Below are 26,935 nucleotides of genomic sequence, written 5' to 3'. Positions count from 1 at the left end.
CAGGTGGTCTCGTACCTACGGCCCCACACAGTGCCCTCTAGCGTCCCTCTAGCGTCGATCGTTCGTGACGGTCTGCCTGGTGGAACCGGTGGACCGTTTCGTCCCGCCCGCGCCCTGACAGCCCTTGGCCCCTCATGGGTTGCGGGCGGTACCCCTGGTTCCGGGTGCCGGATCGCTGCATAAGGTCTCCGGGACTTTGTCGGTCACTCATTTCTGGAGTCCTGCATGGAACACAACTTCCCTACGTCCCTCAGCCGTCGAGGGCTGCTGCGCGGCGGAACCGGGATCGGGCTTGCCGCTCTCGGGCTCGGGTACGGGGCCGCGAGTGCTGCCGCCTCGGTGGGCACGACCTCGCGGTTCGATCTGTCGCAGCCGTCGTACGACCTGTTCCGCGACAAGAACCTGCACAGCAACCGCGTCCAGCAGAGCTTCGCGTTCGACTCGGTCAACAAGCGCCTCTTCGTCGCCGCCAAGAGACTGGACAGCCCGGAGACGGCCGGTGACCTGTGCATCAGCCAGCTCGACTTCGCCGGCAACTACGTGTCGTACATGCACCTCAACGGCTTCGGGCACGGCGTCGCCTTCGGCGTGCGGCCCGTCGGCAGCACCAGCAATCTGTGGATCGAGACAGACGCGAACGGCAACGGTTACGGCACCAAGCTCGCCTTCATCGGGTACAACCCCGGGACCACCGTCGATGCCGCGTCGCAGGGGTTCGGCAAGTTCCAGCCGGTCTCCGGCGCCACCGAGTACACCTGCTCCATCGACCCGGTCTACAACCGCATGATCGTCCGCTACCACAAGGACGGCGCCAAGCACATCGCCGTCTACGACATCGCGGACACCGACCAGGGCGACTTCAGCTCGCCCGTCGCCATGTTCACCCCGCCGGCCATCTCCGGCACGCCGCAGGGATACACGCTCTACGGCTCGTACATGTACTTCGTCACGGGTGACGCCTACTCGGACTCCAACCCCGACCCGGGCAACACGTACCTCACCAGCATCAACATCAACACCGGTGCCATCGCCCAGGGCCCGACCCTCACCCAGGCGGGTTCCACCCTGGAGTACCGGGAGCCCGAGGGGCTCGCGATCTACCGCACCGACGCGGGTGAGTCTCGTCTCTTCCTCGGCTTCGCCTCCGGCCTGGAAGGCGACCGGCGCTCCAGCATCTTCTACAAGAACGCGCTGGTCTGAGGGGGGGAGGGACAGCGAGCTTTTGAGCTGACGGGTCCGGGCCGCATCCACGGTCCGGACCCCTTCCGTCACAGGCGTCACACATCTTCGCAAGAGCATCACATCGTGCCCGCATTGCCTTCGGAAAGCGTCGATAGCGTTGCAGGCCGCTCGATCTCGCGTACGAACGTGACCAAATGCCCGGCGTCCCGGCGGCGCAGTCAGCCACAGAAAGACCGAAGATGGACTACTGCTCCTCGTGCCGTCGGACCCTCAACGGAGCGCTGGTGTGCCCGGGTTGCGGCGCGTACGCCCCCGACATAGCCCCGCCCGCGACGACGTCGTTCTCGTCGGTCGCGCCGCATGCGTCGGCCTCGCCGCATCCGGCTTCCTCTGCCTCCTCGTCGTTCTTCGGAGTGTCCCCCTCTGACGACCAGGGCCACGGGGGCGGCTCCGCCGGTCCCGCCGACTCGTTCGACGATTTCGACGCCTTCTCCGCCGCCAAGGCCTTCGACCTGGACGACGCGGGCGGTGAGGCCGCCACCGCCGCGGCCGACGTCTCCGCGCCCGTGGCCGCTTCGCAGGGTGGTCGCGCCGCCCGGCGGCGGAAGCTGGCGCAGTGGAAGAAGAACAAGCGCCGCGTCGTCGCCGCGACCGCCGTCGCCATCGTCGGTGGCGGGCTCACCATCGCCGCGCTGCCGAACGACGCCTCCCCCGACCGCACCCACGCCTCCGCGGCCCCGGACCCGGTGACCACCTCGCCGGCCCTGGCCAACACGGACTCCGCGACGGACACGCCGGACGACCGTGCCTCGCGGAGCGGCAGCGACCGCGCGCACAAGGCCACCGGCCCGCGCCACGCCCGCCCGGCGGGCACGCCTACGCCGGCCGCGACCGCCGCGCCGACCGGAGCCCCGCGCCACGCGGCCCCGGCCCGTAGCGCCGCGCCGCACACCACCTCCGCGCCGGCCGCCGCGCACACCGCCGCCCCCGCGGCCCCCGCCCCGCAGACCTCCTCACCCGCACCGGCCGACCAGTCCGGCGGCGGTACGAGTACGGGTTCCGGCTCGGGTACGGGTAAGGGTTCGGGGTCGTCCGGCGGGGACCAGGCGACGACGCCCGCGCCCGCCCCCTCCACGGCGTCACCCGAGCCCGTCTGCGTGCTCGGCCTTCTCTGCATCAGCTGAGCGTCGCCGCAACGAACGAGGCCCGGCCCGGGGTTCTGACCCCCGGGCCGGGCCTTCGCGCGTACCGGCGTAAACAACTCCTCACCCGCCGCCCTCGGACTCCCACAGGGTCTCCAGCGCCCTGGTGGGCCCGCCCAGCGAACGCACATGGTCCAGCGCGCCGCCCACGAACGCCCGCAGCCGGCCCGTCTCGTGGTCGGTGGGCCAGATGAACGCGTACTCGATGCGGGGGGCATCACTGAACGGCCGGAACGCCAGGCCGGGGCGTGCGTAGTACCGCACGCCCGCCGCAGCGACCGGCGTCACCCCCTTGCCCGCGAGGACCAGCGACAGCGCGTCCTCCCAGTGCGTGATCGCCTGGCCGTGCGGAATGGGCCGCCCCGACGGCGTCTGCCGCGGGAAGTGATGGTCCAGCCAGTGGGCCGGCACCGGCCTCGTCACCGTCAGCAGCGTCGACTCCGCCAGATCCTCCACGCTCAGCGTCTCGCGCCGCGCGAACGGATGCGTGGACGGCATGAGCAGCACCCGCGGCTGCGACAGCAGCACCGGCCCCGTCGTCAAGTCGGCCTCCGCCACCGGGAGTTCGGTCACCTGGAGGTCGATGTCCCCGGCGCGCAGCGGCCCGTACGGGTCGGATATCTGCACCTGGCGTATCTGCACGTCCACGCCCGGATGACGGCGCGCGAACACCGCGGCGACGCTGTGCAGCAGATGGCCGGTGAACGCCCCCGAGAAGCCGATCCGCAGCGTGCCGGTGATCCCCCGGCCGGCCGCTGTGGCCTTGGCGATCTCCTCCTCGATACGGCGCTGGGCCGGGCCGATCCCGTCCCTCAGCTGCTCCCCGATGGCCGTCATCGTCACGCGCCGGCTGCTGCGCTCGAACAGCTTCGCGCCGATGCGGCGCTCGACCCGGGCGATGGACTGGCTGACACGGCTCTGCGAGACACCCACACGTTCGGCGGTCCGGCCGAAGTGCAGTTCCTCCGCCAGCGTCAGAAAGATCTCGATCTCCTGGCGTTCCATGTCGTCCCCGTCCCCGGCCTCGTGCCCCTCGCCAACCCGCTCACCTCGAACTATGAGCCCGGCGAATCGATCGTTGCACAGATCGTTCTTGTTGCGCAGGTGCCCCGATTCGATGCTGGTCAGGCCCGATCGCTTACGAAAGGCCCCCTTGATGGCTGTCACCGAGTCCTCTGCGCCGACCGGGACCGACGTCCTCGCCCCGCCACCACCGGTCGCCGATGCCGGCCCCGCCGACCGCTCGTTCAGCACGCGGGGGCTGCTGGTCCTGATCACGCTGTGCTGCGCGACGTTCATGTGCGGCCTGGACTTCTCCATCGTCACCGTGGCGCTGCCCGACATCGGCGGCAGCCTCGGCTTCTCCTCGCCCGGCACGCTCCAGTGGGTCGCCACCGCGAGCCTGCTGCCCTCCGCGAGCCTGCTGCCGCTGTTCGCCCGCGTCGCCGACCTGGTGGGCCGCAAGAAGCTCTTCACCTTCGGCGTCGCCCTGTTCACCCTGTTCTCGCTGGGCGCGGCCCTCGCGGGCGGCCCCGGCGTCCTGATCGCCACCCGCGCCGGCCAGGGCACGGCCGCCGCGATGATCGCCCCCGCCGCCATCTCCCTGATGACGGGCTACTTCCCCGAGGGCCCGCAGCGCGCCCGCGCCCTGGGCCTCAACGGCGCTGTCATGTCGCTCGGCTTCGTGCTCGGCGCGCTCGGCGGCGGCGTCATCACCAGCGGCTTCAGCTGGCGCTGGACGATGGTCGTGCTGTGCGTCATGGGCGCCGTCGCCCTGACCGGCGCACTCGCGCTGCCCGCGATGCGGGAGTCCGCCGCCGCCAAGCGCATGGATATCCCCGGCGCGGTCCTCGCCACGCTCGGCCTGTTCGGTCTCGTCTTCGGCATCTCCAACGGCGGCGACAAGGGCTGGGTCCGTGCCGACTCGCTCGGCTCCGTCGTCGGCGGCCTCGTCCTGCTCGGCGCGTTCCTCGTGGTCGAGCGGCGCCACCCCGAGCCGCTGGTCCCGCTCGGCGTCCTGGGCCGCCCCACCATCAAGTGGTCCGGCCTGTTCGGTGTCGTCACGTTCGGCATGTGCGCCGGCACGACCGTGCTGCTCAGCCTCTACATGCAGGACGTCCTCGGCTTCACCCCGCTCCAGACCGGTCTGAGCTACCTCGGTGAGGGCGCGGCCGCGATGCTCGGCGGCATGTACGTCGCGAAGCTGCTCGGCCGGTTCGGCGGCGAGCGGGTCCTCGCGGCCGGTCTGCTGATCCAGGGCGCCGGCACCGTCGCCATGTTCACCCTGCCGCAGAGCGGCAGCATCGCGCCGCTCGTCATCACGTCCTCGATCATGGGCATCGGCCACGTCTTCGGCGTCGTCTCCTTCATCACCGTCATGACCACGGGCGTCAGCGAGGAGGACCAGGGCGTTGTCGGCGGCCTCTCGCAGCTCCCGCAGTACGTCGCCGCGATCGGCGTGGCCGGGCTCAGCTCGATTGCCGCTGCCCGCACGAATGCCCTCTCGGGCGGGGCCGGTTCTGATGCGGGCGCCACGCTCGGGGGGTTGCACGCCGGAATGGTCACCGCGGGTGTCATCGCCCTGGTGGGCGGGGGCCTCGCGGCGGCTGTGCTGCGCAGGCGCGCCTAGCCGTTCTGCTTTCAGCGGCGCCCCTTCTGAACATCACCTGGGAGACCTACCGTGAACGACCGGCGATTGCGGCGGCCTTCGGCCGTGTGTTCTGTGCAGGTGGGTGAGCTGAAGGTCAGTTACGTGCCTGATGGCGCCATGCTGTTCAAGCCCCCTGAGCTGCCTCGGGCAGGGGGCGGTGGCGCCTATCTCAATGACACTGCCCATCTCGTCGCCAACACCGGCGGGCTGCTTGTCCAGTTCGGCGGGCGGGCGCTGCTCATCGACGCGGGGTTCGGTCCGCACTCCGTGCCGGAGGACCCCGGGCACCCGTACATCGGCGCAGTGCACGGCGGTTCGCTGCCCGACAATCTGGCGCGGCTCGGGGCACGGCCCGACGAGATAGAGGTCGTGGCCTTCACTCATCTGCACCGGGACCACATCGGCTGGGCGTGCACGGATCCGCCGGTCTTCACCGCTGCCGCGTTCGCGGTGCCGAAGAGCGAGTGGGAGAACCGGCATCAGGTGACGGGGCCGACCGCCGGGGCCCTGGCCGCGCTGGAGCGGCGGCTGCGGCTTGTCGTCCCTGGTGAGGAGATCTTCCCGGGCGTGCGGGCGCTGGCGCTGCCCGGCCACACCGTGGGCCACACCGGCTTCACCATCACCTCGCAGGGCCGCCGCCTGCTCGCGTTCGGGGACGCGCTGCACTCGCCGCTCCAGGTGCGCCACCCCGAGTGGTTCACGGTGTCGGAGGGCGACCCGGTCCAGTCGGAGCGCCACCGGCGCCGGCTGATCAGCGAACTGCGGCAGCCGGGCACCCTCGGCTTCGGCATCCACTTCGCGGACGTCGTCTTCGGCCAGGCCGTCCCGGACGGGACGGGGGAGGGCGCCGACTGGCTTCCCGTGTGACGCCGCGCCCGGACCCGTACAGGACAGGGACCCGTACGTGACAGGGACCCGTAAAGGACAGGACCCGTACAGGACAGGGGCAGTACGCGCTTTCCCTCCGGGCCCGTGAACCTCTTGTCGCCCTCGGGCCCATCTGCTTGACTCCGCGCGCCAGCACGCCAACTCAGCGGCGGAGGAAGCCATGGAGATCACCCGCAGACGCCTGCTGTCCGTCCTGTCAGCCGCCGGTCTCATGACGGTGGTCCCCACCGGTTGGGCGAGCGCCGCCGACGCGGCCGCGGACAGCGCGCGGCTCCTGGCCAACACCGTGGAGGTCTTCGCCGGGAGCGCCGAGTCCAACGCCCGGCCGGAGACGGCCGCGAAGCGCGCCGCGATCGACAAGGCCGCCCGCGCGAGCCTGAAGTCGATGGACGCGGCGGGCCCCGGTGAACTCTTCGCCGGGCTCGTGCTCGGCACCGACGAGGGCAGACTCAACACGGCGTACAAGCAGTTGTACGAGATCGCCCTCGCGACGCGCGCGCCGGGCGCGGCCCCGGACCTGTACGGCAACGAGGCGGTGCAGCGCCGCGTCATCGACGGTCTCGTGTGGCTGCACGAGCGTTACTACGGCGACCAGTCCAAGGGCTATTACGGCAACTGGTTCTACTGGGAGATCGGCCTCTCCCAGTTCATCAGCAAGACCCTCGTCCTCCTCGCCGACGAGGTGAAGGCCTACCGTCCGGACCTCCTGCGCACCTACGTCGCCTCGATGGACGCGTACCTGCGCAACGGCACCGACGGCGACGTGAACCTGGACTCGCGCTTCCACACGGGCGCCAACCTCGCCGACATCACCACGAACCGCCTCCTCCAGGGCGCCCTCCTCATCGCGGACGGCGGCGGCACCCCCGACGGCGAGGCCCGTATCCGCAAGGCCCTCACCGACCAGCTCACGGTCTTCGCGACAATCGACCCGTACGCCCTCAACCACGGTGTCACGGACGGGTATTACGCCGACGGCTCGTTCATCCAGCACGCCTCCGTCGCCTACACCGGGTCGTACGGGAAGGGCCTGCTCACGCGGGTCGTGCAGACCCTCAAGATCCTCGACGGCACGGGCTTCGCGCACGGCGGGGAGCTGGTGCCGACCGTGGTGGGCTGGGTGCGCAACGGCTTCGCGCCGCTCATCTTCGAGGGCTGGATGATGGAGATCGTCAAGGGCCGGGCGGTGTCCCGCCCGGACACCGGCTACACCGACGTCGCGATCGTCGTCGAGGCGGTCGTGGATCTGGCGTCACTCGCCGACGGCACCGCAGGCGCCGGCGCCATGGCCCTCAAGAGCTACGTCAAACACATCCGGGCCACCGCGCGCGCCGCCCTCGACCCGTCCTCGTTCGTCTCCCCGGTGAGCATCGCGCGCTACGCCGACATCACCGGCGACGTGTCCGTCCCCGCCGAGGATCTCAACCCGGCGTCGCGCACGGTCGCGTTCAACTCCATGGACCGCACCGTGCACCGCAGGCCGGGCTACGCCTTCGCCCTCGCACGCAGCTCGTCCCGCATCAGCAAGTACGAGTACATGAGCGGCGAGAACCTCATGCCGTGGTTCCAGGGCGACGGCGCGTACTACCTGTACCTGTCCGGCCAGGACCAGACGCAGGCGTACGGCGTCGACTACTTCACGGCGGTCCCGCCGTACGCGCTGGCCGGCGTCACCGCGCCGGTCGAGGAGCGCCGCACGGTCCCCGAGCTCTACGGGAAGCCGTACTACGACAACCCGGGCCACCCGCTGAACTTCACGTCGTCGTCCGAGTCGCAGAACACGTACGTCTACTTCCCGTGCGGCACCGGCCCGCACTCGGGCGGCGCGGTGCTCGGCGCGTACGGCGCGGCCGCCATGGTGCAGTCGGACGACGTCGCCTACCGGGACAAGCAGAAGGGCATCCTGCCCGACGACTTCGTGGTCTACCGCAACGCGACGGCGACGAAGTCGTGGTTCCTGTTCGACGACGAGATCGTGGTCCTCGCGGCCGGTGTCGGCGACGCGGCGGGGCGTGCCGTGACGACGACCGTCGACTCCCGCACGGCCGCGCCGGACGACCTGACCGCGGTCACCGGAGCGCTGCGTGACGGCCGTCCGTGGTCCGGCCCGGGCACCGGCGACCTGCACTGGCTGCGCTACTCCAACACGACCCGCGGCACATCGCTCGGCTATGTCTTCCTCGACACTCCGCGCGTGCGGGTCTCCCTCGACGAGGTCACCCGCAGCCGCCGCGTGGTCCGCACGGCGAACCCGGACACGGCGGTGACCCGCGAGGTCCTCGGCGTGACGGTCGACCAAGCGGCGGGGGCCGAACCCGCTTGCCTGGCCTACGCGTTGGTACCCAACGCGGCGGCGGCCGCCCTGCGCTCGTACACTCGCCCCGACGGGCCCCTGACCGTCCACGCGAACACACCGCGCCTCCAGGCCGTCACCCACAAGGGCCTCGGTCTGACCGCCGCCAACACCTTCACGCCCGGCCGGCACGAGACCGCCGGCCTGCGCGTCGAGGGCCCGGCGTCGGTGCTCGTCCGGCGCGGGCGGCGCGACGGCGACCCGACCACCGTCGCGGTCGCGGACCCGACGACCCAGCGCGACACCGTGAGCGTCCTGCTCCACGGGCGCCCCCTGAGCAGGGTCACCGCGGACCCGCAGGTGCGGGTGACCCGCGTCCCGGACGGCACCCGCCTGGACGTGGACACCCGCCACGCATACGGGCGGAGCTTCACGGTGACGCTGCGCTAGAGGGAGTTGTCACGCTGCCGGGATCCGGTCCAGGAACCCCTGCACCGTACGGATCCGGCCGTCCTTGGCCAGCGAGATCACGTCGGACCCCGCGACGGGCGCGGAGCCGTCAGCCGTGGACACCAGCTCCCAGGTGAACCGGGCGATGTCGTGGTGCCCGTCGACGGCGCCGGTCTGCCTGAACGCGAATCCGGGGAACTGTTCGCGGGCCGCGGAGATCACGGCGGCGATGCCCTCGTGGCCCGACACGTCGGCCAGGGGGTCGGTGTAGCTGCCGTCCTCGCTCCACGCGGCGGCGACGGCCTCGGCGCGGGCGTCGGCGCCCTCGGCGTTCCACGCCTCGAAGTAGCGGGCGACTGCGGCTTCGTGAACAGAGATGACGGACATACGAATCGGCCTCCAGCCAGGTCGGATGAGGGTCCGGAGCCCGGGAGGAGTGCGCCGCCCGGGTTCCGGATGCCTTCAGCCTGCCGGGCGGGCGGACCGGGGTCGATTACGCCGGAGGTAATGCCGGGAGCGGCCCGGTTCACCCATGCTGTGGTCGGACAGAACCAGATGTGTTGTTCATCGTCAGTGCTCGGGAGGCCAGGATGTTCGTCCCGTTCGGGGCCCTTGATTTTCTGGAACGTGCCGCCACCGTCTACGGGGACCGGATCGGTGTGGTCGACGAGCCGGTCCAGCCGGCCGAACCCTGGGAGGACCTCACCTACCGCCGGGTGGCCGAGCTGGCACGGGCCCAGGCCGCAGGGCTCGACGCCCTCGGGGTGCCGCTCGGCGCGCGCGTCGCGGTCGTGTCGCCGAACAGCGCGCGGCTGCTGACGTCGTTCTTCGGGGTGAGCGGCTACGGCCGCGTCCTCGTGCCGGTCAACTTCCGCCTCACCGCGGAGGAGGTGAGCTACGTCGTCTCCCACTCGGGCGCCGACGTTCTCCTCGTGGACCCCGAACTGACCGACCGCCTGGCCGACGTCCCCGCCAAGCACCGCTTCACCATCGGAGCAGCCGCCGACTCCGAGCTCTACCGCTTCGGCGCGGACCCCAGCGACTGGACGCCCGACGAGAACGCCACCGCCACGATCAACTACACGAGCGGCACGACCGCCCGGCCCAAGGGCGTCCAGATCACCCACCGCAACATCTGGGTCAACGCCGTCACCTTCGCCCTGCACGCGGGCGTCACCGACCGGGATGTCTATCTGCACACGCTGCCCATGTTCCACGCCAACGGCTGGGGCATGCCGTTCGCCATGTCCGCGCTCGGCGTGCGCCAGATCGCGCTGCGCAAGGTCGACGGCGCCGAGATCCTGCGCCGCGTCGCCGAGCACGGCGTGACCGTGATGTGTGCCGCGCCCGCCGTCGTCAACGCCGTCCTGGACGCCGCGCGCTCCTGGAAGGGCGCGGTCCCGGGGCGCGACCGGGTCCGCATCATCGTCGCCGGGGCGCCGCCGCCCACGCGCACGGTGGCCCGCGTCGAGTCCGAACTCGGCTGGGAGTTCATCCAGATCTACGGCCTCACGGAGACGTCACCGCTGCTCACGGTGAATCGCGGGCGCGCGGAGTGGGACGATCTTGACGTCTCCGAGCGCGCCGGGAAGCTCGTACGGGCCGGGGCACCCGCGCTCGGCGTGACACTGCGCACCGACGAGGAGGGCGAGGTGCTCGCCCGCTCGAACGTGATCCTGGAGGGCTACTGGGAGCAGCCCGAGGAGAGCGCGAAGGCCCTCGCGGGCGGCTGGTTCCACACGGGCGACGGCGGCACGGTCGGCGAGGACGGCTATCTGACGATCAGCGACCGCAAGAAGGACGTGATCATCACGGGCGGCGAGAACGTCTCGTCGATCGAGGTGGAGGACGCCCTCTTCAGCCACTCCGGCGTCGCGGAGGTCGCCGTCATCGGCGTCCCGGACGAGAAGTGGGGCGAGACGATCAAGGCACTGGTCGTCCGGTCCCCCGACGCGACGGTCACGGAGGACGAACTGATCCGCCACTGCAAGGAACGCCTGGCCGGCTTCAAGGCCCCCACATCGGTGGAATTCCGCGAGGAACTGGCCCGCACGGCGACCGGCAAACTCCAGAAGTACAAGCTGCGGGCGCCGTATTGGGAGGGCCGGGACCGGGGGGTGAACTGAGCCGCACCCCGGCGCCGCGGCGGGCCGGCCCCGGCCCCTCGTGAAGTCCCGTCATCCGCACACCCGGCGGCGGCCGGTGCGTGCGATCGCGAGGCGCCGGGATGTCCCTCGTACCGGAGCTGCACCGGAGCTGCCGGGGCATCCCGGCAACGCCGCGAGCGTGCGTGCCGGCCGCCGCCGTCCACCCGGGCGGACGACCCGGGGTGCCCGTGCCCCTTCCCCTCGGCAGAGTTACCGGCATGGAACCCCACTACGGCACGGTCCCGCTGGTTCCGGGGGCCGAGGCCCTGCCCGAGTTGGACATCCCGCAGCCGGGGCGGCAGAACCGGCTCTTCGTGCTGGTGCGGCTGCTGCTGCTCCTGCCGCATCTCGTCGTGCTCGCCCTGCGGTCGGTGGTGGCGTTCTTCGCGGTGGTCGCCGGCTGGTTCGCGGCGCTGCTCATCGGGCGGCTGCCCGATGCGCTCGAGCGGTATCTCGCGGGGTTCCTCGGCTACGACACCCGCGTGAACGCCTCCGCGATGCTCCTCACCGGCCGCTATCCGCCCTTCGAGTTCGGTGAGCCGATGGGCTGCCCGGTGCGGGTGCGCGTACTCCAGTCCGTGCACCTCAACCGGCTGGCCGTGCTCCTGCGGCTGCTCCTGGTGATCCCCGCGGCGCTCGTCGGGGCGATCGCCACCGCAGGCTGGTGGGCCGTCTCCGTGCTGTCGTGGCTCGTCGTGCTGCTCCTCGGCCGGATGCCGCTGCCGCTGTTCGAGGCGACGGCCGCGGTCCTGCGCTACCGGATGCGGCTCGGCGCGTACCTGCTGCTGCTGACCCCCGCCTACCCGAAGCGGCTCTTCGGCGACCAGTCGGCACCGGACGCCGTCGTCGGCACCCTCGCGGGCCCGTCCGCGACGCGGCCCCTGTTCCTGGGGGCGGGGGCGAAGGTGCTGGTCGGAGCCTTCCTGGTGCTCGGTCTCGTCTCCGGCGCGGCCAACATCTCCCGCTACGGCGCGGACGGCCCCGCCGCCGTACAGGCTTCGCTGCCCGGCTTCTGATCACCTCCGGGCGCGCCCGGGGCCTGTGACCAATGACATGACAAAAGGCCTGTTCCGGGACACTATGCCCCCTTTACGGTGGAGCGCATGTCTCCCCTGGCCCGCATCAGCACCTCGTACACCCCGCGCTTCGCGGAGTTCGCGTTCGAGCCCGGCTTCACGGCCGCCGTCGACCAGCATGTCGCGGAACTGCGGGACAAGCTGGAGGCGGGCGGGGGCGCGCTGCTGCCGCAGGCCCCCGACCGTGAGGTCCTCTCGGACTACGCGCTCGGCTTCCTCGACGCCCTCGCGGAGAACGGCTGGCGCGAGCCTGTCGGACACGACTACGCGGTGTGCCGCCTCACCGCCATCAGCTGGCTGGTGAAACGGCACGATCTCGCGTAGGACCGATTACATGTCGTCGGTGCGCTCGCGCTCCTGGACGGGCTGGTTCGTCAGCGCGTCCTCGCGGCCCGCCTGGTAGGGGGAGATGCCGCGGGCCTTGGCCGTCTCCTGCTCGGCGGTGTTCAGCATGCGCTCCCAGCGCTGCCGCATCGGGACGATGAGACCGCCGCCCACCCCGACGACGACGATGCCGACGGCGGCGGCGAGCGCCGCGATCAGGACCGGCTGGGTGACCGCCGTGGCGATGCCCGCCTGGCCGAGCGCCGCGATCACGCCGAGCGCGACGATGCAGGCCCAGACGATCGTGCCGATGGTCCTGCCGTACGAGACCGCCGACAGGGAGTTGGTGACGATGTCGCGCACGACGTTGGCGATGGCCATGGCGATGACGACCAGGACGATCGCGACGATGGCGCGCGGCAGCCAGGCCACGATGCCGTTGATCATGTTGCTGACGGGGTTCGGGCCGAAGACGCCGAGTGCGATCTGCAGGGTGATCAGCAGCAGCGCGTAGTACACGACCTTGCAGACGATCGCCGTCATGTCGTACTTGGAGCCCTCGAGCATGCGGGCCGAGCCGGAGCGCTCGGCGAGTTTCTCCGAGCCGACCTTGCGCAGGACCCGGTCGAGCACGCGGGCGATCATCTTCGAGATGAACCAGCCGATGGCCAGAACGACCACGAAGCCCACGAGCTTCGGCACGAACTGGGCCACCTTCGACCAGGCGTCGTTGAGGCCCCCCGTGAAGTCCACGGCGAGTGGGGTGGTGTCGATGAGCTTGGGCATGAGTGGTCCTCCACTCGCTGGGGCCCGGACGCGCTGCCGCGCCGGGCGGTCGAGCCCCCCACAGATGCGGTGATGTGCTCCTTCGTGGATATAGCGCGCGAATGGACGCGGCCCGTGGGCCGCGTCCATTCGTGTGACAGGTGAGGTTCAGGCTGCGAGGCCGTCCGCGTCCTTGTATCCGTGTCCTTGTAGGGAACGCCGTCCTTCGCCACGAGCAGGACGTTCGCGGTGACCGGGCCCTCGGCGGCGGCGAAGTTGTCGGCGCCGGTGCGCAGGGCAGGCACCGCATCACTCAACGTTTCGAACGGCTGTTCTCCGGCCGTCGCCCTGCACGCCGTGAAGTGATGGGGCGGCTCCCGGACGCAGAGGGGCGGGCCGTGGGGTACGCGCAAGTGGATGTCCGGGCGTAACCACCCGCCGTCCACGGCGTGTTCGCTCCACGCGCCCCTGCCCGCACTGCCACAGTGACCAGGTACAGAATCACCCGTTTCGCGCGTTTCATCAGATTCGTTCGTTACGCCGGTCTCTCAGGGAGTGTGGTGAGCATGGCCCACGTGCACGTGATCCTCAATCAGAAGGGCGGCGTGGGTAAGTCCACGCTCGCCGTCAACCTCGCCGCCGTGACCGCGGACGTGCTCGGCGCGGGGACGGAGGGCGGCCGGCCGCCCGTCGTCGCCGTCTCCATCGACCCGCAGGGCTCCGCCGTGTGGTGGTCGGAGCGCGTCGGCGGCGGCCTCCCCTTCGACTTCGTGCAGGCCCACGACGACCTGGCCGGGCTCGCCGCGCTCTCCCGCATCCCCTCCGCCCAGCACGTGTTCGTCGACACCCCGGGCTGGCTCGACCTCGCCGAGTCCGCCGGCGAGGACCCGCTCGGCAAGGGCGCCGCCGCGGACGCGCTGCGCGCCGTCCTGTCCAACGCCCACGACGTGATCGTGCCGATCGAGCCCGAACCGCTCGGCTTCCAGCCCACGCAGCGCACCATCGAGCGCGTCGTGAAGCCGCGCGGCCTGCCCTACCGCGTGGTCATCAACAACTGGGACCCGCGCGACGGCAAGGCCGACCTGGAGCAGACGCGCGCCTTCGTCGAGGCCCAGGACTGGCCGCTGGCCCGTACGGTCGTACGGCACTACAAGCTGCACACGCGCGCCTCCGCGGACGGCCTCGTCGTCACCCAGTACGGCGCGAACCGCGTCGCGCTCCAGGCCCGCGAGGACTTCTTCCGCCTCGCCCTGGAGGTGGGCCTCGCCGCGATCCCGGCCCCCGCCAAGCGCTCCGCGAGCAGCACCCGTACGAGTAAGAAGAAGAGCGCGCAGCCTGCGGCGGCCAAGGGCACGAAGGCCAAGAGCGCCGGGAACACCAAGACCGACAAGACCGACAAGAACGCCAAGAGCGCCAGGAAGGTGAACGTCTGATGGGGCGCCGTACCGATCTGTCCTCCCTGCTGTCCTCCTCCGGCGCCGCCGCCCCCGCCGCGGAGCCGCCGTCGGGGGGAGGCGCCGAGCCCGTTGCCCGCGACGCCGCGCACCCCGTCACCGTCGCGCTCACTGACCTCGCCGAGAACCCCGACAATCCGCGCCACGAGCTGCGCGACCTGGACGGGCTCGCCGAGACGGTGCGCGAGCGCGGGGTGCTCCAGGCGCTCGGGGTGGTCCCCCGTGCCGTGTTCGTCGCGGCGCACCCGCACCACGAGGCGGCCGTGGGCCGGGCCCCGTACGTCGTCCTGCACGGCCACCGGCGGCTCGCCGCGGCCCGGATGGCGGGCCTGGACGAGGTGCCCGTACTGGTGCGTGAGGACGCGTCCCGCACCGACGAGGACGCCCTGATCGAGAACGTCCAGCGCGACGACCTCACCGAGCTGGAGCAGGCCCAGGCCATCCAGGGCCTCATCAAGAGCTACGGCTACTCGCAGCGCCAGGTAGCCGCCCGCATCGGCAAGACGCAGGGCTTCGTCTCGCAGCGCCTGTCCCTGATGAAGCTGCGCGAGGACCTCCAGGAGGCGCTGGCCGACGGACGCGTCTCGGTCGAGGACGCCCGCCGCATCGCCCGCCTCCCCCAGGAGGAGCAGGCGCTCCCCGGCGACACCGGCGCACCCCCGCCGACCGTCCCGAAGGCCCGGCGCGATTACGGCGTAATCAAAATCGACAGCCGAGGCACCCCGGAAGACGTCGTCGAGTCCCTCCGCCGCCATCTCGCCCCCGCGGCGCTCGACCGGATCCTGGAACTCCTCGCCCGCTGAGCGCACCCGCGACGGGCGCTCGCGCCTGGGCGGGGAACCGGCCGGCGGGGGATTCCTCTACCGTTGCCGGAGCATGCGTCACGGAGAGCAGTCATCGCACATGTCCACTGGACCGGTTCCCACCCTCGACCCCGGCGTCGCGGCGCCCGCGGAGGCCGTCGCGCCGCTGATGCGCGGCATCGACGTGCTGCGGCGGCTCACCGACGCCGGCGGCACGCTGAGCCTCAGCGAGCTCGCGCGGGCGACCGGCCTCGCCCGGTCCACGGTCGACCGGATCTGCGCGACCCTCGCGCACATGGGCTGCCTGCGCCTCGACCGGCGTGCCGCCACGCTGGCGCCGCCGCTGATGGCCGTGGGCAACGCCTATCTGGGCGCTCTGCGGGTGCCCGCGCTGCTCGGGCCGCGCGCCGAGCGGCTCGCGGACGAGCTGGACGAGTCGGTGTCCCTGGCGGTTCCGGACGGGGACGGGATCCGCTTCATCCACCAGGCGACGCGGCGTCGCGCCATGTCGCTGAGCTTCCGCATCGGCGACCTGCTGCCCGCCGAACGCACCGCGCCGGGACCGCTGTTCGCGGGCGCGTGGGACGAGGAGATGTGGGCGCGGTGGCGGGCCCGGCGGGCCGCGGATCCCGAGGACCGCGCCTTCCCCGCGGTGCCGCCCCGTCAGGCGCCGGAGAAGGAGCGGTTCGAGGAGCGCGTGGCGCGCGCCGGGGCCGCCGGCTGGGCCCTTGACGACCAGCTCATCGAGCCCGGCCTCGTCGCGCTCGCCGTGCCCGTACGGGGTCCCGGGGGCGCCGTCGCGTGCGTGGTCAGCGTCGTCAGCCACACCAGCCGCCACACCGCCGCGTCACTGCGCGAGGCGATGCTGGGGCGGCTGCGGGCCGCTGTCACGGAGATGGAGGAGGCGCTGCGCGAACCGGCGCCGGACGGCCCTGCGCCCGGTCCGGGGCCGGACGCTCCCGCGCCGGCGGGAGCGCGGGCGAAGGGACCGGACGCCGCCTGGGCCGCCGAGGTCAAACAGCGGCTCGGGCGGGACTTCGTCGAGTCGCTGGCGCGCGGGCTCGCCGTGCTGACCGTCTTCGGGGCCGGGCGGGCCGAGCTGAACCTCACCGAGATCGCCGCGGCGACGGGCCTGGCGCGGGCCACCGCACGCCGCGCCCTGATCACGCTGGAGCACCTCGGATACGTGGCCTCGCGCGGCCGGGGCTTTCGGCTCACGCCCCGCGTCCTCGCCCTCGGCTTCCCGCCCCTGTCCCACCTCACGCTGGCCGAGATCGCCACGCCCCACATGCGGGCGCTCTCCGCCGAGCTGCACGACTCGGTGTCCCTGACCGTGCTCGACGGCGACGACATCCGGTACACGGCGCGCGTCGCGACGAGCCGGGTGATGAGCGTGAACATCTCGGTCGGGACCCGCTTCCCCGCCTTCGCCACGTCCATGGGCCGGGTCCTGCTCGCGGGTCTGGCCCCGGACGCGCGGGCCGCGTTCCTCGCCCGCGCCGACCTGACTCCCCTCACCCCGCGCACCGTCACCGGCGCCGACCGGCTCGGCGCGCTCCTGGACGACGTACAGCGACGGGGTCACGCGCTCGTGGACGGGGAGCTGGAGGAAGGGCTGCGCTCCGTCGCCGTACCGGTGCGCGACCTCGCCGGGCAGGTCGTCGCCGCGGTGAACGTCGCCACGCACAGCAGCCGCCGTGACCTGGCCCAGGTCACGGACGAGGTCCTGCCCGCGCTGCTCGCCACGGCCTCGCGCATCGAGGCCGATCTGCACGTCGCCGGGCGGTTCGCCCGTATCCCCGCGGCATAGAGCGGCATAGAGCGGCGCAGAGCGGCACAGAACCGGCCGCAATGTTGCGGATCGGAAGGCGACGGAGGTCAATGGAAGGCGGGGGGAAAGGCAGAAAGGAGCCGTCATGGCTCACGCGGCACCCGCCTCAGGAACCTCCGGCCTGCGCTCCATGGCGGCCGGCTCCAGGCTCTCGATGAGGCTCTCTCTCCTGCTCGGCATCGTCTACGGCATCTGGGCCTCGGGCATCCGCCGCGACGCCGGTCCGAGCCCGATCACCACGGGCAACGTCCTGTTCGGCCTCCTCACGGGTGTCATCGTCGCCGTGGTCACCTTCGGGATGCACCGGGCCTCGTTCCGGCTGCCGCGCGAACTGCGCGCCGTCGCCTGGGCCGCGTGGGCCGGTATCGCGTTCGGCTATCTCTACAGCCTGACCGACGCCTCGGTCCTGCGGTCCACGATCATGGCCCTGACGGTCGCCGCCGGTGTGTTCGCGACCATGTTCTACCGCTACTACACCCGCGAGAACTGACCGGCCAGTAAACACCCGTTCGGCCGAGCCCTCCACCGCAGAAGCCGCCATCTGCCCCGCCCCCGCTGGCGCCCTGCGCCGTCCGCCCGTTGCCTGGGAGGATGCGAAGAGCCCTGTCCGTCGTCCTGCTGGCCCTGGCCTGCCTCCTCGTGCCGCTCGGCACGCTCTCCGTCTGGGCGAAGTACGAGGTCGGGGACAGTGACCGGTACGTCGCGACGATGGCTCCGCTCGCCTCGGAACCGGCCGTGCGGGGCGCGGTCGCCGGCGCCGTCACGAACGTCATCGTGACGCAACTCGACGCCGGGCCGATCCAGTCGGCCGTGGACGCGTTCGTGCATGACGCCGTGGAGTCCTTCACCGGCACCGACGCCTTCCAGAAGGCGTGGAACACGGCGAACCGGGCCGCGCACGACGCCGTGCAGCAGGCCATCGACGACGGCACCGACGGCCCGGTCACCCTCGACCTCGCGCCCGTCACGGGGCAGGTCAAGCAGCAGCTCAGCGACGACGGCGTGCCCTTCGCCGACCGCATCCCCGTCACGCACACCATCATCACCGTGATCAGTGCGCGCGACCTCGACCGGCTGCGCCAGTCGCTGCACCTGCTCCAACGGGCGGGCCTGTGGCTCCCGTTCGCCGCGGTCGCCTTCGCCGCCGCGGGCCTCGCGCTCGCCCGGAGCCGGCGCCGGGCCCTGACCGCGACCGCGCTCGGTGTCGCGGTGGCCGCGGGGGCGCTCCTCGTCGCGCTCGCGACGGGCCGCTCCCTCACCCTCGACAACCTGTCCTCGGACGTGGACCGCTCCGCGGCGGGCGCGGCCTACGACGCCCTCGGCTCGTCGTTGCGCACCGCGTCCTGGTGGACCGCGAGCGTGGCCCTCGCGGTGACCGTCTGCGCCTGGCTGTCGGAGCGCCTGCGCCGCAGGACACCGCCGCGCCCTGCGGCCCCTGCGGTTCCTCCCGAAATGCGGCCTGCCGCTTCCGGGGTGAGCATGCCAGTGACACCGAGGAGGACTGAATGAGCGAGACCCCCACCACCCCGACACCGCCCCCCGGACCCGACGCCGGCCACGGCCTCTGGTCGGACAAGCACCGCTCCCCCGAGCCCGACCCCACCAGGGGTGACGGCGCGGGCAGCGGCTGGGCGACGAGCGGCGCGGTGTTCGCCGGTGTCCTGATGATCGTCAGCGGCATCCTGGGCATCCTGAACGGCATCGCGGGCATCGCCAAGGACGACGTGTACGCCCACCTCGGCACCTACACGTACGCCTTCAACCTCACCACGTGGGGCTGGATCCACCTGATCATCGGCGTCATCGTCGCGGTCACCGGCTTCGGCATCCTCAAGGACCAAGGCTGGGCGCGCGGCGTCGGCATCGCCATCGCCTCGCTGTACGTCATCGCGTACTTCATGTTCCTGCCCTACGAACCCCTCTGGTCGCTCATCGCGATCGCCATCGGCGTCTTCGTCATCTGGGCGCTGGCCTCCGAGGAGCCGAGGCGCTCCGCCCACGCCTGAAGCGGGCAACCGTTCCCCGCGCCTCCCCTTCTTTGAGGGGGAGGATTTGAGGGAGGATTCCGGCATCCGGCGCCGGAGGGTGTCGGAGCGAGCGGAAGGCGGGCCCGGGCCTTGGAGCAAGTGACGCAAGAGCCCGGCCCACCGCCGGTCCTCCCCCACGACGACCGGGACCGCAGGCCGGGCCGCACTCTGGCCGCCTGGACCGCGGGCCTGCTCCTCGCCGGCGTCAGCGCGGTCGTGGGCTGCCGGATCGCGGACGTGGACGGGGTCACCCCCGTCCCGCAGCTCCTGGCGTTCCTGCCCTGGCTCCTCGCGCCGACGGGCGCCGCGCTGCTGCTCACGGCGCTCGCGCGCTGGCGTATCGGCATGGTGTGGGGCGTCGCGGCGCTCGGCGCCCTCGCCTGGTACATCGAGCCGTACGGCAAGGACGTCGACGCGAGCGGGCCTCCGGTCGCCGATGTGCGGGTCCTCTCCTCGAACGTCCAGTTCGGGCGCGGCACCGAGTCGCTGGTGGGCGCGGTGCGCCGCGAGCGGCCCGGCCTGGTGTTCGTCGAGGAGTGCGATAACGGGTGCCAGGACAGCCTGCGCCGTGAGCTGCCGCGCGCCGACTTCCCGTACCGGCAGGCCGTGGAGGCGTCAGGCTCACAGGGGTCGGTCATTCTGAGCCGGTATCCGCTCAAGGCCGCCGCGGGCATCCCGGGGACCATGGGCATGCCAGGCGCCGTCGCCGATGTGAAGGGCCACGACGTGCGGCTCCAGCTCGCGCACCCGATGCCGCCGTTGCCCCGGCAGGTCGGCCTGTGGCGCTCCGAGCTGGGCGAGCTGCGCGACTTCGCCGCCGCGGGCCGCTCGCAGCCGACCATCCTGGCCGGGGACTTCAACGCCACGCAGGACCACGCCGCGTTCCGGCACATCCTCGACGCGGGCCTGCACGACAGCGCCCGCCTCGCCGGGAAGTCCCGCGCCCCGAGCTGGCCGTCGCGCGTCCGCCCGCCGCTCGGCACCCAGATCGACCACGTCCTCGTGAGCGAGGACTTCTCCGCGCACTCCGCCCGCTTCGTCGAGCTGGCCGACACCGACCACCGCGCCCTCCTGGTCGACCTGACGATGCACCGACCGGCAACGTCCTGAGCACCGGGGCCCGTAGCGTTCAATGGACGGCATGCGCCCAGAGTCCCCGGACCGCCATCTCGCACCGCCCGACTGGCTGGTCAGGACCCTGCGTCCGCACCCCGCGCCGATCCCCTGGGCGGCCGTCGCGCGCGCCGGCCTCGCGCTGTCGCTGCCGCTCGCGATCGGGCTCGCCGCCGGGCAGCCCGCGTACGGGGCGCTCGCCTCCATGGGCGCCCTGTCCGGCGTCATCGGCGACACCGCCGACGCCTACCGGATGCGGATCCTCAACATCGCCGTGCCGCAGCTCTTCGGCGCGGTCGGCGTGACGGTCGGTGCGCTCGTGTACGGGCACGGCTGGATTGCCGTCGCCACCGTCACGGGCGTGGCGCTGGTCTCCGGGATGATCTCGACGATCGGCGCGGTCGCTTCGGTGTCCGGGCTGCTGCTCCTGCTCAACTGCGTGATCGGCGCCGGGCTGCCCCTGCCGGGCCAGTGGTGGCTCGCGCCGCTCCTGATGACGGGCGGCGGACTCCTCGTCCTCGCGCTCGCGCTGCTCGCCTGGCCGCTGCGGTCCGGGGTGCCGGAACGCGCGGCCGTCGCCGCCACGTACCGCTCCGTCGCGAACCTGCTCGCATCGGCGGCCGACCCCGAGAACTACGTCGAGACCCGCTACGCCGTCACCCAGTCCCTCAACCAGGCCTACGACCTCGTCCTCGCCCGGCGCGCCCTCGCCCACGGCCGCAACCCCGAACTGGTGCGCCTGCTCGCCCTGTTGAACGCGCTCACCCCGATCGCCGAGTCCGCGCCCGCCGCCCACCAGCACGGGGTGCCGCTGCCCGCCGCCGTCCCCGACGCCGTACGACGCCTCGCCGACGCGGTCGACACCGGCAGCACCGACGCGGGGCCCCTCGACCTGCCCGCACCCGAAGGACCCGCCGCCCGCGCCGTCGACCACGCGGTGCGGCACGCCGCCGACCTCGTCACCAGCAAGAACACGGATCCCCACCGCGCCCTCGACGCCGACCGCCTCGGCCGTCCCGCCACCCTGCGCGTGCGCGCCGTCCGCGCCGCGCGCAGCGTCGTGCTGTCCGGCGCCTCCTGGCGCTACGGGCTGCGCCTGGCCGTGTGCATCGGCATCGCCCAGGTCCTCGTCTCGACGGTGCCGGTCCCGCGCTCCTACTGGGTGGCGCTGACCATCACGTTCGTCCTCAAGCCCGACTTCGGCTCGGTGTTCTCGCGGGCCGTCCTGCGCGCGCTCGGCACGGTGGTCGGTCTCGTACTCGCCACGGTGGTCCTCGGCGTGGTGCCCCGCGGATGGTGGGACGTGCCCGTGCTGATGGCCCTCGCCGCCTTCATTCCGGCGCTCACCCCGCGCGGCTACGGCTATCAGACCGCCGCCATCACGCCGGCCATCCTGCTGCTGTCCGACACCCTCAACCACCAGGGCATCGGGCTCGTCCTGCCGCGGCTCCTGGACAGCCTCATGGGCTGCGCCATCGCGCTGGTCGCCGGATATCTGCTGTGGCCCGAGAGCTGGCACACCCGCGTCGGCGACCGGCTCGCCGACGCCGTCGCGGACACCGCGACGTACGTGGAGCACGCGTTCGGGGCGTCCGCGGACCCGGACGTCCCGGCCGCCCGCGCGCGGATGCGCCGCCGGCTCTACCGCGACCTGTCCGTCATCCGCTGCGAGTTCCAGCGCGCCCTGACCGAACCGCCGCCCACCGGCCGCCGCGCCGCCGCCTGGTGGCCGCTCGTCGTCGCCGTGGAACGCATCGTGGATGCCACGACCGCGGCGCGGATCCGGGTCAAGCAGGGGGCACCGGTGCCGGGGGCCGCCGAGGTGGCGCAGGCCGCGGGGCAACTGCGGGAGCTGGCACAGGGGCTGCGCGCTTCCGACGTCCTTGAGGGGGTGCGCGCCGACTTCAGCGAGGCGGACCGCGACGGGGTGCTGGAACCCGTACGCCAGGAGGTCGCGGCCGCCCGCGCCATCGCCTCACCGCACTGACGCCGGTACGAGACGCGGATGCGGGCCGCCCCGGGGAGGGGACGGCCCGCATCGGTGTGGGGGGTGGTTCCGGTGGCTCCAGTACGTCAGTGACGGTCAGTCAGTGAGGGTCAGCCGGTCTTGGCGGACTGCTTCAGCGACTTCATGGCCTTGGCGAAGCCGTTGGCCCACAGCTGGTCGACGCGGGACCTCTCGTTCGCGTCCGGGTTCGGGTTCGTGCAGGACGGGCCCGGGCCGCCGCCCGACATCAGCTCGCTGCACGGCCCCTCGTAGTGGTCGGGGAGCCCGAGGACGTGACCGGTCTCGTGCGCGGTGACACGGGTGGAGTCGTACTCCTGGTTCTGCGCGTAGTCCAGGAAGACGTAGCCGCTGCCGTGCCCGTCCGTCGACGCGTACGAGCCGCGCGGGTCGTTGCCCTCGCGGTAGGAGAAGTCGCCGCCGCCCGAGGACGCCTGGAGCTTCACGTTCGACACGGAGGAGTTCCATATCGACGTGCTGTTGGCTATCTGCTGCGCGAAGGTCGGGGCGCCCGACGCGTCGTACGTGACGGTGACCGACGCGGCGCCCGGGTGCGCGGCGCGCTTTTGCGCGACCGACTTCAGGACGGCCTGGAAGAACGCCTTGTTGGCGGCGGCCTCCTCGGCCGAACCCGCGTAGTGGGTGTAGCCGGCGCCGACCGGGGCCGGGGCGGCGGACGCGGGGGCCGCGGTGGCGAGCGCGCCGGCGGCCAGGGCCATGCCGGCCGCCACCGAGGCGTAGCGCAGGGAGAGCTTCATGTGGGGGGCTCCTCCTCGTTCCGTGAGTGGGGGTTACGTGAACGGTTCGGTACGAGGGAGAGTGTGGAGGCGCCCGGGACCCCTGGGGATGATGGCAACTGGCGATAGGACGGAGCTATCACCCGCCCAACTCGCCCGTTTCGGTTCGCATTTGGACGTCTGGTGCGACGTCTGTGACCGCCTTACGCTCGATGTTCATGGAGCTCGAGGTGAGGCACCTGCGCGCGCTGTGTGCCATCGACGACACCGGGAGCCTGCACAAGGCGGCCCGTCTGCTCGGCATGACCCAGCCGTCGCTGTCCACCCAGCTCAGGCGCATCGAGGACACGCTCGGCGGCGCGCTCTTCGCCCGGGAGCGCACCGGGTGCCGCGCGACCCCCCTGGGCCGCGTCGTCCTGAACCGCGCCCGGCCCCTCGTCGACGGCATGCGCGCTCTCGTCACGGAGACCAGGGCGGCCGGCGCGCTCGCCGCCGGCGGCCCCCATCTGCGGATCGGCTCCACGGCGAGCCGGGCCATACCGGGCTGGCTGCGGCGGCTGCGGCAGCGCGAGCACCCCTCCGGCGGCGAGCCCGCGCTCCGTATGGACGTCTCGGCGAACACCCTGCTCCGGCTCGTCAGTGACGGCCGGCTCGACGTGGCGTTCGTGCACGAGGTCGAGGGCAGCCCGCTGCGCGTCCCGCCGGGTCTGCGCTGCCGCGTCCTGGTCGAACGCGAGCCGCAGTACGTGTCCCTGGCCGCCGACCACCCGGCCGCGCGCCGCCCCGTCGTGCGCCTCGCCGACCTCGCGAACGACCGGTGGATGGTCGACCCCACCGTGGACGGCGAATGGCACGGGCTCCTGCGGGTGCTTCGTGCCGCCGGGCTCAACCCCCCGATCCTGCACGGCGACTACCTCACGGCGGCGTCCCTGGTCGCCACGGGCGAGGTCGTCACCCTGTGCCAGCCGACCTCACGGGCCCGCCCCGACATGGCCGTAAGACCCCTCGACGGCGACCCGATCGGCGTACGCCTCGTCCTCGCCGCCCGCACGGAGGCCGAACTCGACGCGGTCTACGGGGACTTGGCGGACGCTTACTGGGAAGCGGCCCGGCAGGCACCCGCCTATCGCGAGCGCCTGCCGGACGCGGCGACGGCCTGAGGCGACCTGAAGCAGCCTGAGCCGGTTCGGACGCCGATGTCGCAGCCGTCCTCGCCCGCCGCTGCGCCGGGACTCCTCCACGACGACGACCGTCAGGCCGTGCGCCGCCCAGGCGGTCTCCACCTGTTCGCGCGTCGGGTTCTCGGGGTCGTACCCCTTGAACATCAGGATCTCGTCCGTGTACTCGTGGTTCGCGACCAGGACCTGACGGCCGTGCTCACCGCGCAAGGGGAGGAGGCTCAGAAAGTCATTGTTGTAACCGAACTGTCCTGCCTGGGACTTTGCGGACTGCTTGTCCGGATCGAAGGCGGGCCCTCCGCGCAGGATGTGCTGGCTCCAGCTGATGACGACGTTCTGGGCGTGACCCTCGGGGACGGAGACCCGGTCCGCCGTGTTCGGCGCGACCGGCGTGAACCGCAGTCCACGCGCCCCCGTCTCACCCTTGTGCGCTACGCCTGTTGCCGCCCCCGACGGCGTGGCGGCGGCGGCTACGGGGCGCCCGATCCCACGACCGTGCCGGCCGTCGCGGCGGCCACGGTCACGACCGCGGCCGTGCGCACCATGGAACGGCGGCTCAGCGCACCGGCGATGACGTCACCGGCGTACTCGTTGGAACTTGTGTTGGGCACCTCCTGAAATCAGGCGTCCCCACAACGGAACCGGCAGGTCAGCGCGGCACGGCCCCCGTTGTGTGAGCCGAGAAGCGGCAGCGTTTTACGCACTCTTTTCCTCCCCTTTACGGTCACTCCGGCGTGACGCTGGGGGCGTGGTCGAGCGAGAAGGGGGACGGTGGGTGAACGAGGCGTGAACCTGTGCCGGGCGTGCGGCAGTTGGTCGCCCTTCGCCCGGGTGGGCGACCCTGCCCAAGATCACGGAACGTGGCGGCTAACCTTACGTGTCCGCCCTGGCCAGGGGTTACGGAAACCAACTCATGCGAAGGGTTGCGCACATGGGCATTCGGAATCTCCTGCGGAACGCGTTCGGAAGGCCGCGGAAGTCCTCGCGGGGTGACGAGGCGGCGACCGCCGCACCCGAGGCGACGGTCCCGGCACCGGCCGGCGAGACCGCGCCGCCCGCCGAGGCAAAGGCGAAAGTGCCCGCACAGTCGACCGAGCCGACGACCGCGCCCTCGGCGCGCGAGGCGGACGACCTGGTGGCGGCGGCCTTCGACAACGTAAAGGTCCCCAAGCCGTCTTCGCCGGTGGACGAGGAGGAAGCTTCGGCTGCCGCCGAGCCGGTCACTGAGACGGAAGCGGAGGCTGCCGCCGAGGCGGCTCCGGAGGGTGTCGCGGAGGCGGAGGCTGTCGCCGAGGCGGCTCCGGAGGGTGTCGCGGAGGCGGAGGCTGTCGCCGAGGCGGCTCCGGAGGATGTTGCGAAGGTGGAGGCGGAAGCGGATCCGGTCGCGGTGCGCGCAGAGCCGGCGGCGGAGACGGAGCCTTCCGCTGCGCCCGCCGCCGAGGCGGAGCCGGAAGCGGAGGCTGCCGCGGAGCCCGTCGCCGAGACAGAGGTGAAGGCTGAGGCGGACGCGGCCCCCGAGGCCGTCGCCGAGACGGAGCCGGAAGCCGAGGCCGCGCCGGAGGCTGTCGCCGAGCCCGCCGCCGAGACGGAGCCCGAGGCCGTCGTCGAGACCGAGGCGGAACCGGCCGCCGAGAGCGCGGAGCCCGTGGTCGAGGCGGAGGCCGAGGCTGTCTCGGAGCCCGTCGCAGAGGCAGCGGCGAAGTCTGTCGCAGAGCCTGCCGCCGAACCGAAGGCGAGGGCCGAGGCCGACGCGGCCCCCGAGCCCGTCGCCGAGACCAAGCCGGAAGCCGGGGCCGCCGCCCAGGCGGAGCCGGAAGCCGAGACCGTCACCGAGATCGAGGCCGACGCGGAGCCCGTGGTCGAGGCAGCGGCGAAGTCTGTCGCAGAGCCTGCCGCCGAACCGAAGGCGAGGGCCAAGGCCGACGCGGCCCCCGAGGCCGTCGCCGAGACCAAGCCGGAAGCCGAGGCCGAGGCCGAGGCCGAGGCCGAGCCGGAGGCTGTCGCCGAGCCGGAGCCGCAGGCCGAGGCCGAGGCCGTCGTCGAGCCGGTCGCCGCAGCCGCGCCGGAGACCGTCGCCGACCCCGAGCCGGAGGCCCCCGCCCTCCCCCTCACCCGGGTCAAGTCGCGGGCCCCCGGGCTCGCCACTGCCTACAAGGCCGCCGGGAGTGCACTCAAGAAGCAGGACCTCGCGGGGGTCCGAGCCACCGTCTATCTCGTGCTCGACCGGTCCGGGTCGATGCGGTCGTACTACAAGGACGGCTCCGCGCAGGCACTCGGCGAACAGGTGCTCGCGCTGGCCGCGCACACCGACCCCGAGGCGACCGTGCACGTCGTCTTCTTCTCCACCGACATCGACGGCACCGGCGAGCTCACCCTCGACGCGCACGAGGGCCGCGTGGACGAGCTGCACGCGTCGCTCGGCCACATGGGCCGTACCAGTTACCACCGCGCGATCGAAGAGGTCGTGGCGCACCACGCGAAGTCGCAGTCGCAGACGCCCGCCCTGGTCGTCTTCCAGACGGACGGCGCTCCGGACGCGAAGGGCCCGGCCAACCAGGCCCTCGCGGACGCGGCCCGGCACCCGCTGTTCTTCTCGTTCGTCGCGTTCGGCGAGCACGACGCCAAGGGCTTCGACTACCTGCGCAAGCTGAAGGCCCCCAACGCCGCGTTCTTCCACGCGGGCCCCACCCCCCGCGAGCTCACGGACACCGAGCTGTACGAGGGGCTGCTCGCGGACCTGCCGCGGTGGCTGGAGTCGCAGCAGGCCTGACCCGCACCACACCGCGCCCCCTGAACCGCCCCGGCGGGAC

Annotated in this window: 22 protein-coding genes and 1 pseudogene; 18 read left to right on the top strand and 5 right to left on the bottom strand. The window is 72.3% G+C overall.

Annotated features, from left to right (window positions below; all coding sequences use genetic code 11):
• The first annotated feature begins 225 nt into the window (after window positions 1–225).
• Both ACY0PA_RS22675 and ACY0PA_RS22670 read left to right on the top strand, forming a co-directional pair.
• Complete coding sequence (locus tag ACY0PA_RS22675) at window positions 226–1,200, top strand: phage baseplate protein (RefSeq protein ID WP_473079554.1); 975 nt, start codon at window positions 226–228, stop codon at window positions 1,198–1,200.
• A gap of 176 nt (window positions 1,201–1,376) precedes the next feature.
• Window positions 1,377–2,366, top strand: coding sequence for an SCO2400 family protein (locus tag ACY0PA_RS22670; protein ID WP_473079553.1), 990 nt, complete (start codon window positions 1,377–1,379; stop codon window positions 2,364–2,366).
• 81 nt (window positions 2,367–2,447) lie between these two features.
• On the opposite strand, the gene ACY0PA_RS22665 is transcribed toward ACY0PA_RS22670, so the two are convergent.
• Window positions 2,448–3,551: a LysR family transcriptional regulator gene (locus tag ACY0PA_RS22665; protein ID WP_473079552.1), complete on the bottom strand. Its 1,104-nt coding sequence runs from the start codon at window positions 3,549–3,551 to the stop codon at window positions 2,448–2,450.
• Here ACY0PA_RS22665 and ACY0PA_RS22660 point away from each other — a divergent pair.
• From ACY0PA_RS22660 to ACY0PA_RS22650, 3 genes are all read left to right on the top strand, one after another.
• Window positions 3,541–5,013, top strand: a complete 1,473-nt coding sequence (locus ACY0PA_RS22660) for an MFS transporter (protein ID WP_473079551.1) — start codon at window positions 3,541–3,543, stop codon at window positions 5,011–5,013. The genes ACY0PA_RS22665 and ACY0PA_RS22660 overlap by 11 nt on opposite strands.
• Window positions 5,014–5,112: 99 nt before the next feature.
• The gene (locus ACY0PA_RS22655) at window positions 5,113–5,901 is read left to right on the top strand and encodes an MBL fold metallo-hydrolase (RefSeq protein WP_473079550.1); all 789 of its coding nucleotides are present in this window, start codon (window positions 5,113–5,115) and stop codon (window positions 5,899–5,901) included.
• 181 nt (window positions 5,902–6,082) lie between these two features.
• Window positions 6,083–8,665 (top strand): polysaccharide lyase family 8 super-sandwich domain-containing protein, encoded by a 2,583-nt coding sequence (locus ACY0PA_RS22650; protein WP_473079549.1) that lies wholly within the window; start codon window positions 6,083–6,085, stop codon window positions 8,663–8,665.
• 9 nt (window positions 8,666–8,674) lie between these two features.
• Here the strand turns inward: ACY0PA_RS22650 and ACY0PA_RS22645 are convergent, their stop codons facing one another.
• Window positions 8,675–9,052 (bottom strand): nuclear transport factor 2 family protein, encoded by a 378-nt coding sequence (locus tag ACY0PA_RS22645; RefSeq protein ID WP_473079548.1) that lies wholly within the window; start codon window positions 9,050–9,052, stop codon window positions 8,675–8,677.
• A 203-nt stretch (window positions 9,053–9,255) separates the two neighbouring features.
• Here ACY0PA_RS22645 and ACY0PA_RS22640 point away from each other — a divergent pair, with 203 nt between their 5' ends.
• The 3 genes from ACY0PA_RS22640 (at window position 9,256) to ACY0PA_RS22630 (ending at window position 12,212) form a co-directional block, all read left to right on the top strand.
• Window positions 9,256–10,791 (top strand): AMP-binding protein, encoded by a 1,536-nt coding sequence (locus ACY0PA_RS22640; RefSeq protein ID WP_473079547.1) that lies wholly within the window; start codon window positions 9,256–9,258, stop codon window positions 10,789–10,791.
• A 239-nt stretch (window positions 10,792–11,030) separates the two neighbouring features.
• On the top strand, window positions 11,031–11,828 hold the full coding sequence (locus tag ACY0PA_RS22635; protein WP_473079546.1) for a DUF4389 domain-containing protein: 798 nt from the start codon (window positions 11,031–11,033) through the stop codon (window positions 11,826–11,828).
• Window positions 11,829–11,915: 87 nt separating this feature from the next.
• Complete coding sequence (locus ACY0PA_RS22630) at window positions 11,916–12,212, top strand: DUF6401 family natural product biosynthesis protein (protein WP_473079545.1); 297 nt, start codon at window positions 11,916–11,918, stop codon at window positions 12,210–12,212.
• Window positions 12,213–12,218: 6 nt separating this feature from the next.
• Here the strand turns inward: ACY0PA_RS22630 and ACY0PA_RS22625 are convergent, their stop codons facing one another.
• Window positions 12,219–12,998, bottom strand: a complete 780-nt coding sequence (locus ACY0PA_RS22625) for a mechanosensitive ion channel family protein (protein WP_473079544.1) — start codon at window positions 12,996–12,998, stop codon at window positions 12,219–12,221.
• Window positions 12,999–13,543: 545 nt separating this feature from the next.
• Between ACY0PA_RS22625 and ACY0PA_RS22620 the strand changes: the two genes are divergently transcribed.
• The 8 genes from ACY0PA_RS22620 (at window position 13,544) to ACY0PA_RS22585 (ending at window position 22,192) form a co-directional block, all read left to right on the top strand.
• Complete coding sequence (locus ACY0PA_RS22620; RefSeq protein WP_473079543.1) at window positions 13,544–14,410, top strand: nucleotide-binding protein; 867 nt, start codon at window positions 13,544–13,546, stop codon at window positions 14,408–14,410.
• Complete coding sequence (locus ACY0PA_RS22615; protein ID WP_473079542.1) at window positions 14,410–15,234, top strand: ParB/RepB/Spo0J family partition protein; 825 nt, start codon at window positions 14,410–14,412, stop codon at window positions 15,232–15,234. Before ACY0PA_RS22620 ends, ACY0PA_RS22615 begins: the two co-directional genes overlap by 1 nt.
• Before the next feature lie 100 nt (window positions 15,235–15,334).
• Window positions 15,335–17,044 carry an IclR family transcriptional regulator domain-containing protein gene (locus tag ACY0PA_RS22610; RefSeq protein ID WP_473079541.1) on the top strand — a complete coding sequence of 570 codons (1,710 nt, stop codon included), beginning with the start codon at window positions 15,335–15,337 and terminating at the stop codon, window positions 17,042–17,044.
• A gap of 106 nt (window positions 17,045–17,150) precedes the next feature.
• Window positions 17,151–17,555, top strand: coding sequence for a hypothetical protein (locus ACY0PA_RS22605; protein WP_473079540.1), 405 nt, complete (start codon window positions 17,151–17,153; stop codon window positions 17,553–17,555).
• Between the two features lie 101 nt (window positions 17,556–17,656).
• Window positions 17,657–18,574 carry a hypothetical protein gene (locus ACY0PA_RS22600; RefSeq protein WP_473079539.1) on the top strand — a complete coding sequence of 306 codons (918 nt, stop codon included), beginning with the start codon at window positions 17,657–17,659 and terminating at the stop codon, window positions 18,572–18,574.
• The gene (locus ACY0PA_RS22595; protein ID WP_473079538.1) at window positions 18,571–19,071 is read left to right on the top strand and encodes a DUF7144 family membrane protein; all 501 of its coding nucleotides are present in this window, start codon (window positions 18,571–18,573) and stop codon (window positions 19,069–19,071) included. Before ACY0PA_RS22600 ends, ACY0PA_RS22595 begins: the two co-directional genes overlap by 4 nt.
• A gap of 120 nt (window positions 19,072–19,191) precedes the next feature.
• Window positions 19,192–20,202, top strand: a complete 1,011-nt coding sequence (locus ACY0PA_RS22590; protein ID WP_473079537.1) for an endonuclease/exonuclease/phosphatase family protein — start codon at window positions 19,192–19,194, stop codon at window positions 20,200–20,202.
• A 31-nt stretch (window positions 20,203–20,233) separates the two neighbouring features.
• Complete coding sequence (locus ACY0PA_RS22585; RefSeq protein WP_473079536.1) at window positions 20,234–22,192, top strand: FUSC family protein; 1,959 nt, start codon at window positions 20,234–20,236, stop codon at window positions 22,190–22,192.
• A gap of 110 nt (window positions 22,193–22,302) precedes the next feature.
• On the opposite strand, the gene snpA is transcribed toward ACY0PA_RS22585, so the two are convergent.
• Window positions 22,303–22,968: a snapalysin gene (gene snpA / locus ACY0PA_RS22580; protein WP_473079535.1), complete on the bottom strand. Its 666-nt coding sequence runs from the start codon at window positions 22,966–22,968 to the stop codon at window positions 22,303–22,305.
• Window positions 22,969–23,165: 197 nt separating this feature from the next.
• Between snpA and ACY0PA_RS22575 the strand changes: the two genes are divergently transcribed.
• Window positions 23,166–24,107: a LysR family transcriptional regulator gene (locus ACY0PA_RS22575; protein WP_473079534.1), complete on the top strand. Its 942-nt coding sequence runs from the start codon at window positions 23,166–23,168 to the stop codon at window positions 24,105–24,107.
• A 21-nt stretch (window positions 24,108–24,128) separates the two neighbouring features.
• On the opposite strand, the pseudogene ACY0PA_RS22570 reads toward ACY0PA_RS22575, so the two are convergent.
• Window positions 24,129–24,829: pseudogene (locus tag ACY0PA_RS22570) on the bottom strand (alkaline phosphatase PhoX); the annotation flags it as partial.
• Between the two features lie 227 nt (window positions 24,830–25,056).
• On the opposite strand from ACY0PA_RS22570, the gene ACY0PA_RS22565 reads away from it, so the two are divergent.
• Complete coding sequence (locus tag ACY0PA_RS22565; RefSeq protein WP_473079533.1) at window positions 25,057–26,895, top strand: VWA domain-containing protein; 1,839 nt, start codon at window positions 25,057–25,059, stop codon at window positions 26,893–26,895.
• Window positions 26,896–26,935 lie beyond the last annotated feature (40 nt).

It is taken from the genome of Streptomyces sp. DS1-CR2, from assembly GCF_055760475.1.
The sequence above is the reverse complement of the archived record's forward strand: the minus strand, read 5'-3'. Positions and strand labels throughout refer to the sequence as shown.